The sequence below is a fragment of the Methanorbis furvi genome (assembly GCF_032714615.1).
GTDB lineage: Archaea > Halobacteriota > Methanomicrobia > Methanomicrobiales > Methanocorpusculaceae > Methanocorpusculum > Methanocorpusculum furvi.
The window spans coordinates 1-12251 of record NZ_JAWDKA010000006.1; the positions used below are offsets into that span (position 1 = coordinate 1).

10 protein-coding genes and 2 tRNA genes are annotated in these 12251 nt (G+C 49.7%); 5 read left to right on the plus strand and 7 right to left on the minus strand.

The window, feature by feature from the left end; all coding sequences use genetic code 11:
- The coding region (locus McpAg1_RS09610) for a PGF-CTERM sorting domain-containing protein (RefSeq protein ID WP_420847103.1) at positions 1-110 on the plus strand (110 nt) is incomplete at its 5' end.
- A gap of 239 nt (positions 111-349) precedes the next feature.
- Here the strand turns inward: McpAg1_RS09610 and McpAg1_RS05985 are convergent.
- The 4 genes from McpAg1_RS05985 to McpAg1_RS06000 all read right to left on the minus strand — a co-directional run bounded on the left by McpAg1_RS05985 (position 350) and on the right by McpAg1_RS06000 (position 3609).
- Positions 350-1876, minus strand: coding sequence for an AMP phosphorylase (locus McpAg1_RS05985; protein ID WP_338094391.1), 1527 nt, complete (start codon positions 1874-1876; stop codon positions 350-352).
- A 66-nt stretch (positions 1877-1942) separates the two neighbouring features.
- Positions 1943-2026: transfer RNA gene (locus tag McpAg1_RS05990), tRNA-Ser, on the minus strand.
- Between the two features lie 33 nt (positions 2027-2059).
- Positions 2060-2917 carry an RNA-guided pseudouridylation complex pseudouridine synthase subunit Cbf5 gene (locus McpAg1_RS05995; RefSeq protein WP_338094392.1) on the minus strand — a complete coding sequence of 286 codons (858 nt, stop codon included), beginning with the start codon at positions 2915-2917 and terminating at the stop codon, positions 2060-2062.
- On the minus strand, positions 2914-3609 hold the full coding sequence (locus McpAg1_RS06000; RefSeq protein ID WP_338094393.1) for a uroporphyrinogen-III synthase: 696 nt from the start codon (positions 3607-3609) through the stop codon (positions 2914-2916). The genes McpAg1_RS05995 and McpAg1_RS06000 overlap by 4 nt, the downstream gene beginning before the upstream one ends.
- A 51-nt stretch (positions 3610-3660) precedes the next feature.
- On the opposite strand from McpAg1_RS06000, the gene McpAg1_RS06005 reads away from it, so the two are divergent.
- Positions 3661-4887, plus strand: coding sequence for a tripartite tricarboxylate transporter permease (locus McpAg1_RS06005; RefSeq protein ID WP_338094394.1), 1227 nt, complete (start codon positions 3661-3663; stop codon positions 4885-4887).
- A 3-nt stretch (positions 4888-4890) separates the two neighbouring features.
- On the opposite strand, the gene McpAg1_RS06010 is transcribed toward McpAg1_RS06005, so the two are convergent.
- Positions 4891-5886, minus strand: coding sequence for a tyrosine-type recombinase/integrase (locus McpAg1_RS06010; protein ID WP_338094395.1), 996 nt, complete (start codon positions 5884-5886; stop codon positions 4891-4893).
- A 495-nt stretch (positions 5887-6381) separates the two neighbouring features.
- Between McpAg1_RS06010 and McpAg1_RS06015 the strand changes: the two genes are divergently transcribed.
- A complete protein-coding gene (locus McpAg1_RS06015; RefSeq protein WP_338094396.1) occupies positions 6382-7542 on the plus strand; it encodes a carboxypeptidase regulatory-like domain-containing protein in 1161 nt (386 codons plus the stop codon).
- A gap of 196 nt (positions 7543-7738) precedes the next feature.
- On the opposite strand, the gene McpAg1_RS06020 is transcribed toward McpAg1_RS06015, so the two are convergent.
- Positions 7739-7810, minus strand: a tRNA-Arg gene (locus tag McpAg1_RS06020).
- A gap of 98 nt (positions 7811-7908) precedes the next feature.
- Between McpAg1_RS06020 and dcd the strand changes: the two genes are divergently transcribed.
- Positions 7909-8340, plus strand: a complete 432-nt coding sequence (dcd, locus tag McpAg1_RS06025) for a dCTP deaminase (RefSeq protein ID WP_338094397.1) — start codon at positions 7909-7911, stop codon at positions 8338-8340.
- Between the two features lie 6 nt (positions 8341-8346).
- Here dcd and McpAg1_RS06030 read toward each other — a convergent pair whose 3' ends face one another.
- Positions 8347-10623 carry a tubulin/FtsZ family protein gene (locus McpAg1_RS06030; protein WP_338094398.1) on the minus strand — a complete coding sequence of 759 codons (2277 nt, stop codon included), beginning with the start codon at positions 10621-10623 and terminating at the stop codon, positions 8347-8349.
- Positions 10624-10873: 250 nt separating this feature from the next.
- Between McpAg1_RS06030 and McpAg1_RS06035 the strand changes: the two genes are divergently transcribed.
- Complete coding sequence (locus tag McpAg1_RS06035) at positions 10874-11857, plus strand: 5,10-methylenetetrahydromethanopterin reductase (protein ID WP_338094399.1); 984 nt, start codon at positions 10874-10876, stop codon at positions 11855-11857.
- Positions 11858-12251 lie beyond the last annotated feature (394 nt).

The window sequence follows — 12251 nt, forward strand, 5'->3', positions numbered from 1 at the left end:
CTACCGCTCCTGTAACCACCACCGCAACCCCGACTACTCCGGGATTCGGCGCATTCATTGCACTTGCAGGACTTGGTGCAGTAGCACTTCTCGTACTCCGCCGCAACTAAGCAGCGTGAAACAAAAAACTGGTGATTTTGTCCCACCCGGGACAAATTCCCTTTTTATCACAAAGATGCTCTTTTCAAAAAAATTATTGCAATCTGATGTTACGCGGTACAATTCACCGTGATCATTCGAAACGTCTTCGGTCCGCTTGTTCTGGAATAATTTTCATGTGGCTTGTGTAATTTTTGCACAAAATAATTCTGAGAAAAAATTTCTCAACTCAAAACAAAAAAAAAGATTTTCAGGCAACACGCCGTATCGGCGGAACCCGATCAAGCAGCATCCCCTCAACCACAACCGGCATGCTCACTCTTGCCTCTTCAATCGCCCGCTGAAGCCTCCACCCGCGATCTGCGTAAATAGTCAAAATCGGCTCTCCCTTCTTCACCGACTCTCCGGGTTTTTTGTGCAGATACAGTCCTGCTCCGTGATCCGCAGGAGACCCTGCAGTTCGTGCAACATTGATCAGCTCACGATTTTTCACCGCAATTACGTATCCGTCATTTGGGGCAGGAACATCAAACACATTCGAACCCAAAGCAAGATCGGAAGATTTGACTTTCGGGTCGCCGCCCTGTATCTCAATCATCTCCTGCATTTTCTGCAGTGCCTTACCGCTTTTGATCAGATCCATCGCAGCCTCAGTACCAAAACCGTACGCGGTCTTTCCGGTCATCTCAAGAGCCATGCCGGCAAGGGCTGCACTCTTCTGCATTAGAGAGGTGGGGCCTGGCATTCCCTCAAGAATTCTGAGAGCCTCTGTGACCTCAAGATTCACACCAATATTTCTTCCGACCGGTGCCCCTCCATACGTAATTGCGCACTCAACGCGAACGCCAAGACGTCTCCCGAGCTCGATCAGATCATTTGCAAGCAGCCGTCCCTCATTCTCATTCGGAACTTTTGTCCCGGGACCTACCGGAATGTCGATCACGCAGGTGTCAGATCCCACAGCCATCTTCTTGGCCATGATGCTTGCCAGCATCTGGCCTCGTGCATCAATCTTCAGCGGATACTCATAGGTGATGATCAGATCATCTGCTGGCGCAATGTTTGTCGCTCCTCCCCAGACGATCACACCGCCGGCCTTCAGCGTCATTTGCTGAATCTCCTGAATCGTAAATGTTACCGGGGCAAGTGCCTCCATCAGATCCGCAGTCCCTCCGGCGCCGGTAATGGCACGTGAACTGGTCTTTGGAATCAAAAGCCCGGCAGCAGCAATGACCGGCACCACGAGAAGAGTGATTTTATTTCCCGGCACTCCGCCGATTGAGTGCTTGTCCACAATCGGCCGGGTGTTGAAACTGAGCCGGTCGCCGGACGCGACCATCTCGCGGGTGAGATACTCTATCTCATCCATGTCGAGATTGTTGATGTATGCTGCAGTAATATATGCGGTAATCTCGGAGGGTGAGAGAACGTTTGCGGTCATGTCCTCTACAATCTGTGCGGTCTCTTCGCGGGTGAGTTTACCGCCGTCCATTTTTTTGCGGATGAACTCTATTGACGCAGGTCGGGATGCGACGCGGATCTCAACAGGATCTCCTTTATTTGTCTGAAGTTTTTCGTTTGCTCCGGCAGTGATGATGATTGTTCCGGGAGTTGTGACATTTTCCGTGAGGGATACAGCCGCACGCACTGATGTTCCTTTCGCGTTATTGATAATAGTGACGCGGTCTCCTTCCCGGACTCCTATATGCCGGGCATCGTCTGCATGGAGAACAGCATAGACACTGACAATGTCAACCGTAGAGCTGCTGAGTATCATTAGGTGATTTTAGGCAGGAGAACGAGATAAGGGTTTGCCAGAGTGCAAAAAATTCAAAAAGAAAAACGCTGAGGGGGAGATTTGAACTCCCGAGAGACTTTCGCCTCACGGGCTTTCCAGGCCCGCGCCCTACCGCTAGACTACCTCAGCAAACTAGCATAAGATGTGGGTTTTTCGTCTTTATTAATATTGCTTGTTTGAACGTGCCGGCGAAAGAAAAACCCGGGTCGATCTGGCAATAAGACCCGGCTCGCCGCAGACAAATTTTTCTGAGTCACGCAGTCCTTCGGCAAGGGCGACGAGTCTGCCCTCTTCGGTGATCACTGCCACGCTCTGTCCACGCACAAATTTGTCGCACCGGATTACCCCAACTCCCGCAAGTACTGCCCCGTGAGAAACTGCGTCGGCAGCACTTGGCCGGACAATGATTTTTGGAATGTCTGCGATTGCTTCTTCGGGCGGCAGGATCATGGCACGGATTTTTTCCTCGTCACCGTTCTCGATCGCGTCACGAACTTCGTGGAGCGTGTGCGTATTTTCAACAGAAAATCCTCCGGACTTTGTCCGCCGCAGTTCGATCATCTGTGATCCGCATCCAAGTATTCTGCCGATGTGGACGCAGAGTGATCTAATATATGTGCCTGCTTCGCAGCGGACACGTATCAGCACCAGCCTGTCCTGCATGTCAAGAAGCTCAATGCGGTGAATCACGCGAATGCGGAGCGCCCGCTTCACCGCCGAGCGTCTCGGCGGTCGCTGATAGACGCGGCCGGTGAACTCTTTTACTGCCGCCTCCACTTTTTCGCGAGGGATGTCTGCATGCAGACGAAGACATGCCACGTACTCTTTTTCATGCAGTAATAATAGTGGGGCAAGGCGGACTGCTTTACCAAGCATCACGACAAGAACTCCTGAGACCATAGGGTCAAGAGTTCCCGAGTGGCCTACCTCGCTCTTCAGCATATCACCAACCCATGCCGCAACCTGATGGCTGCTTGGTCCCCGCGGCTTGTCCACCAGAAGAACGCCGGTGTAGCTCATTGGCTGCTCTCCAGATAGGTGTTCAGAGCGTTCAGCGTTCCTTCCAGAGATCCGTCACCGACAATTTTCGGTTCAACTCCCCCTGCCCGCATGGCGTCAGCGGTGATATCACCAATGGCTATTGGAAGAATGTTCTGCATGGGGGGGAGCAGCGCCATCTTGTACGAGTTTGCACTGGTAAACAGGACTGCGTCGACTTCGTCGAAGTTCAGCAGTTCATTGGTTGGTTCAAGACCATAGCATCTGTACTCAAACGCCATGCCGCCCGCATCCTCGATCGCATTGATCAGGCCCGGGTTCGGTACATCCGCCCGCGGAATACCGATACGTTTTCCACTGATCCATTCACCAAGATAGGGTACAAAGTCGCGCGAATAAAATGTCGGAAGAGTTTCTGCTGCAATCCCTGCATCATGCAGAACTTTTGCGGTCTGCGGACCAATCGCGATCACCCGCGAATTTTTTGTGATGTCTGGATGTAAGAGCGGGGCGATTTTTTGCGCAGGAAGGGCACTGGTGAAAAATATTGCATCGAACTCACCATCAGCTGCTGCAAGCACAAATGTCTGAATCGTACTGCTTCTGATCTCCGCACGAAGCGGCGAGACAATTCTGCATTCATGTCCGTATTTTTTGCAGAGAGCAGCGTCTGCCGAACCTTTTTCGGCGAGACGGGTGATCGCAAGTAACATGCGCAAATATTGGACGGCAGAGTTAATATGCTGTCCCGTCAAGATTCAGATATGCTTGGGGTGGTAGCCGGCTGTCTTTTCGGAGTCCTTCTCGGAACTGTTTCCGGTCTTGTTCCGGGCATTCATTCAAACACCATCGCAGGTTTTCTCGCAGGGGCGGCAGGTCCGCTTCTGATCCTGTTCGGTGCTGAAGGAGTTGCCGCGGCAATCGTTGCCACCATGGTGACTCACACATTTCTGGACGCAGTGCCGTCGACTTTTCTCGGCGTCCCTGATCCTGACACTGTTCTCGCTGTTCTCCCGGCGCATCGGATGTGTCTTGCCGGTCACGGCGAAGAGGCGGTTCGAACGTCAGCGATCGGAAGTGCGGCAGGATTTCTTCTCTGCCTCCCGCTGTTCGCACTGTTTATGCTGTTCCTTCCGCCGCTGCAGGAGTATATTGACTGGGGGATTGGTCTGGTAATTTTGTTTGCGGCAGGTCTTTTGATTGTGTACAGTAAAACACCTGCCTGGGCTCTTGCGGTGTTTGCCGCGTCCGGTGTTCTCGGTGTTTTCTCTTTGGGCTACTCTTATTTTTCGTTCGGATTGTTTGGTATTGGAGAAGTTTTGCTGCCGCTCCTCACCGGACTTTTTGGTATACCTGTGCTGTTGGCATCAATGCGATCCTCACAGCCTCTGCCTGCGCAAAATTTTTCGGGTTTGTCGATCTCCCGGCGGGATATACTCGCAGGCGGTTTGCGCGGGGCTGTTGCAGGGGCTGTTGTCGGCTGGCTGCCGGGTTTTTCCAGCGGCACGGCAAATGCAGTACTTGTTGTCCGGCGCAGCAGTGATTTTGAGTCGATGGATGCCCGCAGCTATCTGGTAGCGACAAGTGCGGCGAACACCGCGAATGCAGTTCTTGGCATTGCCGCGTTGTATGCAATTGGAAGAATGCGAAGCGGCGCGATGGTTGCTTTGGGTGCGATTGATCTTCCACCGCTGTCGCTGATGATGGCTGCGGCTGCTGTTGCTGCAGTCTTTGCTTATCTTCTTACGATCACGTCTTCACGTTTCGCGCCACTGGTGATGCGATTGAACCAGCCGCTGCTTGCAAAGATTGTTCTCGTGTTTCTAATTGTGATGTCGTTTGTGTTTTGCGGACCGTTTGGTTTGTTGGTTTTACTGGTTGCTGCTCTGGTCGGCATGATCCCAGGTCTCGTAAATGTTCCGAGAATTTTTTGTATGGGGGCAATTATGCTGCCGGTGATGCTTCTGACTCTGGATCTGATCAGGTTGTAAGGTTCACCTGAGAATGCTGATCTCCTTCTCTGCTTTTCTGAACTGTTTGAGTATCTGTTTTCTGGTGTATCGCTGATAGGATCCTGCCAGATATCCTTCGTGTCCTGCAAGCATCTCACCAATATCTTTGTTCGCCGCAAGACCGAATCGTGAGATGAACCATTTGCGGGTCATGTGCCAGTGAAGCTGGCTGACATTGGTTACCGGATCGCGGTTTCCGTAGCCGAGTTCATCAGCAGTTTTTCTGAAATGATACTGTGCTGTTCCAACCGAGAAAGGAAACACTCTTGGATCTTCGTCACGACGTGCGGTGAAATAGTCCCTGAGAGCTTCGGATGCTTCAAGCGTGAGGTAGGTTGTTCGTGCAGTTCTGGTTTTGGTGTTCTCAGCACGGATGTTGACGGCTGTTCTCTGTTGATCTTCATCGAGATCAGTTTTGAGAAGGGTCATTGCCTCGCCAAGCCGCATACCGGATCCCACGAGAGTCAGAAGAAGGGTTCCGATATGTTCTGGGAGTTCCAGATACATCTCACGGAAAACTTTTCGTTTGATCTCCAGTTCTTTTGTTGTCGGTCTTGCAGGAGGCAGACAGTTAAACAGTCGCTGACGTTCCCGTCTGCTTAGAGAATACCCGTTGTCCTCAAGCCATACACAGGTTGATTTGATATTCAGGTTCGCGGTCATGGGTGCATAACATTTTGAAAAATGGTTGATCGCTATTTTGAGATCACGGTGATAATTTCTTCCGCGTTTGAGATCTGTAAGATATGCCGATGCGTAAGGATCGATATCTTCTGCTCTCTTGGATAGGAGATCCGGATACACACAGTTCAGATAGGCTGCGATTGCAAGGCGATAATTATCCATGGTTTTTTTGTTATCATACAGTTTCAGAAAATCACTGACTGGTGTTGCAGAGTCTGCATAAATGATCGGCGGTTCCATTTCAATCTCGACGATCTGATCGATTTCACTCATGTTGCATGTGGTTGGTGTCATTGATGTGTTCACCTATCTCCAAAATCACTGAAATAGCCCTGAAGGTTTTTCGTTCTTCTTTGCGATTGGTAGGTCTATTGTGATTTACGGGACAGTGAAAATATATGGTATTATGAAGGGATGTTGGTATGGTAATTTTGAAAAATTCGCACATTCAAGACAATTTCGTTATGATTTTCAACACTTCGGTTGTTGTGGCAACAACCAGATATAGTTTGAACTGATTGTTGACATGTCCGGGCACACACGCACTACTACCTCATTGGTTTTGCATCTGAATTCATTTACGTAACCAAGCTGATGTCCGTCATTGATCATGTTCTCATGATGACATTCATGGAGAACATCCATGAATACGTGTGCAACAGAGATCCTCTCCCACAACAAAGCATACAAACCTCCTGTTACTACTATACTACTATGAGTGAAAGGCGCCCACATCACCAGTTCGACCGAATAAGTAATACCGGTTCACCTCCAAAACTGAATACATCTATGTACATAAAACATCTCGTTGCGATCTTTTTGCTTGCGGCCCTGCTCTTCAGTGGTGCAGCAGCTGCGGAAGCAACAAGTCTCACACTAAATGTCTATGATAACAGTGCCTCCCACGACCCGGTCAAGGATGCAAAGGTTGTCATAACCAAAGGAGGTCTTGATCAGACTCTTTACACTGATGTGAACGGCAGAGCAAAGTTTGCCGCAGTAGAGTATCAGTCCACTTACACGGTATCGATAAGTAAAGACGGCTATGACACGCAGAAGTTTTCTCTCACCATCAATGTGATGGACAAAGACTACACCGTCTATCTGCAGAAGTCAAATCTGATTCAGGTAAAAGTTCTCAATCCTGACAAGTCGACTCCGGTTTCCGGTGCGAAAATTGCAGTTGACGGCCTCACTATGGGTACAACCAACAGCGCAGGTGTTCTGCATGTATCCATGGAAAAAGGAGCCTACCACAATGTTCAGGTAACTGCTGACTCGTACGAGACCTACTCTTCATCCCAGTACATTGACTCGGATCAGACATCGCTTACGATCACGCTCTCGAAGTCGTACCTTTCCCCGCGTGTCCTTGTCTATGACACTGACAAAAAACCGATTCCTGCTGCGTCAGTAATTATTGATGAGAAGACCACGGTCTATACTGATGAGTACGGCAGAGCATCACTCTCCAAACTTACCGCGGGAACGTATGATCTGAAGGTGACCAAGACCAACTATGTTCCGTACACCAAAAAAGTCACCTTCTCTGAAGACTCATCAGATGTGGTTGTTGAGCTCACGTATGAATCCGTTCCGGTCACGGTTCTGGTTGTTGAGGGAACAACTCCGGTTGCCGGTGCTCTTGTTTCTCTGGACAATCTGGTTACGGGCGTGACTGATGCGACCGGAAAGTTCACGAAGACCATGTCTCCTGGTCAGACCGTTCTCTTTGCAGCGTCCAAAGATGGTTACACGGGAACCAGCATCTCGTATCAGATCACAACCACGGGTGACAATACGATCACTCTCCCGATGACTCCCAACTTCCCGACGCCGATTGTTGTCGGCTGTATTGTTGCGGTCATTGTTATTGTGATTCTTGTTTTCCTTTTCACGAGAACCCGAAGACCGAGAAGAAATAATGACTTCGGTCGCAGAGGATTCTAACAATCATTTTTTTCAAAACACTTTGCTACCCACGATTCGCATGCCGTTCCATCGTGTTCACTGCTTCGCGGGAACACACAGAAATTTCACCGAAAAAAATATCACGGAACTCCAATCGAGACTAACTCATTTTATGTGAAACTGTGAACACTATGATCACGACGTGAGAGGCTCACGCATAAAAATTCAAAATACACGGACCTGCTGGGGATCGAACCCAGTTCTCCGGGTTCGAAGCCCGGAAGGATATCCACTACCCTACAGATCCTTATTGTATACTCATCTCTTTTTCTCTCTTTTTTACTCTATCGTATTTGTCCTGATACATCACAAATTACAATTGGAAAGGAAACCAACACACCATACATGTTACTCTCCTCATCCCGCATTCGTGCACGAATTGCTGACGGCACCCTTGGCATTGCTCCTTTTGCTGAAGACTCCCTGCAGCCGGCATCCTATGACCTGCGTGCTGCTGAGGATATCGTTTTGAAAAAAGGTGAGTTGTCTCTTGTTGCGACCATGGAGTTTGTCAGCCTTCCTGCTGATCTCGCCGCCACGCTTCGAGGCCGTTCCTCGTTTGGCAGAAAAGGAGTACTGCTTGGTGCAGGCTACATTGATCCCGGATTTCGGGGAAATCTGACACTTTGCATGGTAAACATGGGGCCTGAGGATATTTCGGTTACGAAGGGAACACGCATCGTACAGATGCTTATTCATCCAATCCTTGGCGATGTGGAAACAGCCTACAATGGAAATTATCAGGACAGCTACGGAATTGTAAAATCAAAAATATGAACGGGTTTACACCCACTTATCCTTATCACTTTTTTTTGCAATCTCTTTGACCGCGGCATTTTTCGGGAGAGGAATCGAGGTTACCCGGATACCTTTGTTGACCTCGCGGGGTTTCTGGGAGTCACGAACCTTTGCCGATTCACCAATCTCCTTCGGCCGCTGTGCAGACCCTCCGCGAATAGCTCCGTCAATCTCTTTGGGTGTTTGTGCTCCGGCCATTCTTACGGGTCCGTCCATCTCCTTTGGTCTCTGACTTCCTGACATTCTTACATGTCCGTCGGTCTCCTTTGGCCTCTGACTCCCCGCCATTCTTACATGCCCGTCCGTCTCCTTCGGTCTCTGACCTCCCGACATTCTGATATGTCCGTCGGTCTCTTTCGGTTTCTGATGTCCAACCGTCACCGATCCCTCAAGGACTCCCGCACTCATCGTCTCCTTTGGTCTTCCTGCTCCACCGACACTTGCCATGCCGGTTCCCACCCTGTCCGAGTCCTTCGGCTTGTCCTTGCCGCCCACATCCGCCATGCCGGCGAGAACTGTGTCCTCCTTTCTCTGCCGCTTCGGCATCATGATGGTGCTCCCGCTCATCTGTGGCTGCTTCTTCGGTCCGGCAATGGTTATTTTTGGCATCTCCTTTGGCTTTGCCGTCGGGAGAACCTGTCTCTCCTGTGCAGTCTCATCAAAGATAGTTGCCTGCTGGGGCTGTGACCCGATATACTGCTGGACATACTGCGGCGGATAGATGTACTGCTGCTGCGGCGGTGGCGGAGCAACCACTCTCCTGACCACATCCTCAAACACATCATCCTCCCCTCCGGGCTGGTATACATACTGCTGCTGGACTTCATCCTCAAAGACGTCCTCACCATAGTACTCCTCCTCATCTTCAAAGACATCCTCCCCATACGGAGTTGCATCGTAGATCTCTTCCTCGTCCTCGAAAACATCGTCCGATTCGTAGGCGAGGGTCTGCCCTGCCTCCTGAAGCATGTTTGAGTAATCATCCTCCAGCTCAAAGATGTCCTCTTCGTTTTCCTCGAAAACCTGAGCAGCTGACGGAACGCCAAGACCAATGGGCATCACCATCTCCTCTTCAAAGAGAACCGAGTCGCCAGCAATCTGAATGGCGGGTGTTGTCTCCTCTTCCTCTTCTTCGTACTCCTTGCTCTGTTCGTTTTCGTATATTCCTCGAATCTCGTCCAACTCCTTCACTCGTGGTACATTTTCCAGACCGGCGAGAACAATAATCACACCGACATACTGGGTTGACTTTACCGGATAATCTCCGGCACGCATCTCAAGACCTTTGATACTGCGGTCGATCCATTTGCGCACCGTTTGAAATCCTTTCATCGACAGTTCATCAGAAGGCCCTGCGATCAGCACCAGAGCTTTTTCCGAAGAGGTCAGATCACAGGGAACAGAGACCTCGCGATAGACCGCCTGCTTTGCCAGCTCAACGATGCGTGATGTCCGTGCCTGATTTTCTTCCAGAAGATATTTTTCCACACGGATGCGTTTCATCATATTGTTGGTCCATGTTGTCGGAAGTTTCTCGGTCGCATAACCGATCGCAACAAGGTCCATATCTTTGAGGGTATTGAGCACTTCGCCTGCATCCAGCACAACTTCGGCAGCTTCCACGCCGCGGTGATTGAACTCTCCTGCTCTGAGGAGGAGGCCGACACGACGTGCGAGCATCTCGTTCAGTACCGGATACATCTCATAGATGGTGGCTTTTCGTTTCGCCTCTATCTGATTTTTGATACTGTCCTCCTCTTCGGTACGCTTGAACCATGTTTCGTTGTCGAAGAGAATGGTTGCCTGCGAAACTTTTCGTATTTCGGCAAGGGTTTCTGAGGCGCGTGCTGATACCTTCACGCCTTCGTTTCTTCCGGGAAGGGTGAGGATGCAGAATACCGGATCTGCGAAGGCGTCGTTGAGCTGCTCAACAACAGTTGGCACAAGTTCGGCCATTCTTCCGCCAAGTCCTGCACAGACAAAAACTGCATCAACGTCATGCACGCCGTCACGCTGAAAACAGCTTGCAAGGTTTCCCACTTCAAAATCCGTTCCCTTCGTGTTGTTCTGTTTGATTGGATCTGTTGGGGTGAGTACGAACCGGTCTTCCTGGGGAATACTTTGCATCTCGGAGATCGTTTTCTGATCTGCATCAAACACAAATGAACGCACACTTCGTACACCACTCCGTTCGTCGTGTTGATTGAGTGTGTCAACGATCTGACAACCCGCTCCGCCGATTCCGATAAGTAGTGCTCTCATTGTGATTCCCATGCATTTCAAGAATGCATTCTGCTTCTATTATTCCTTTTGTAACCATATATTCTTTTATAAGATACGATGATTTTTAAAAACGAAATCGACAAATCGGAAAGCGCATACAAAAAACGATGATTTCAGCCGATTTTAGGATTCCATAGGGGAATCCCGCGGATTTTGCCGGAAAGTGTGTCTTCAAAACAGAATCTATTTATGCAGAGGGGATTAACTTAGAATTGAGGTGTAAAGAACTTTGACATATGGAATTGAGTTTGTTCCGGGAAACGTTAATGTTAAGCAGGTAGTTAACTACTGTAAACTTGCAGAGAGCAAGGACATTGACTACGCATGGATCACTAACCACTACAACAACCGCCACTGCTACCCGGTTCTGACCGCAGTTGCTCAGGCAACCACCACCCTGAAAATGGGTCCGGGTATCATGAACTCCTTCACTGACACTCCGGCAGGAATGGCATCCTTTGCCTGCACCCTGAATGAGATCTCCGATGGTCGTGCAGTCCTCGGTATCGGTCCTGGCGACCTGTCCACCCTTCCGAAGCTCGCAATCGACCCGGTAAAGCCGGTCGCAAGACTCGGTGAAGCAATCGACCAGATTCGCGCACTCTGCAGCGGTGCAGAAGTCAAGAAGTCAGGTCTTGAGTTCTTCGACTACGATGGTGCAAAGCTTACCGGTGTCACTCTTCCAGGAAAGAAGGGCATCCCAGTCTACGTCGGTGCACAGGGACCGAAAGTCCTTGAGCTCGCAGGTCTCAAAGGAGACGGTGCACTGATCAACGCATCCAACCCGAAAGACTTCGCAGTTGCAATCCCAATCATTAAGGCAGCATGCGAGAAGGTCGGCAAGAAAGGATTCGATGTCGGAGCATACACTGCACTGTCCATCGACCAGGACCAGAAGAAGGCAGAGAAAGCAGCAAAGATCGTTGCAGCATTCATTGCAGCAGGATCTCCTGAGGCACTTCTCCAGCGCCACGGCCTTGACCTTGCAAATGTTGCAAAGATTAAGGACGCACTTGCACGCTTCGACTTTGGTGCAGTCGGCGGTCTCGTTACCGAGAAAGAAATCGCAGCATTCACTATCTGCGGTACGCCGGATGTTATCCGCCAGAAGTGTGAAGACCTGACCAAAGCAGGTGTCACTCAGATCATCTTCGGTTCCCCGCTTGGACCGGACATGACCAACTCTATCCGCCTGCTCGGCAAGATTATGTAAATCGGGTAAAACCGGTTTCAATATTTTTTTCGTTTTTGAGAATTTTTTTTCTGTGGGGATGATTTCGTAGCTCCGCCCACGGAAAATCTGAAAACACGGAGCTTCACAGAAAAAAGATCACAGAGCAGACGTGAACATCACGGAAATATAATTTCGTTGGCTTTTTTCAACAGGTCAACTGAAAATTATTTTTCGAGAGTACTGAAAAAAATATTTTTGAATGCGATACCGTGAAAAAAATTCCGTTGGCTTTTTTCAACATGAGAACTGAAAATAATTTTGAATGAGAGTTCCGTGGTGTTCACGTCTGCTCCGTGATCTTTTTCTGTGAAAATTCCGTGTGTTCAGTGTGCTCCGTGGGCGGAGCTACGAAGTCATCCCAGTACAAAAAAAA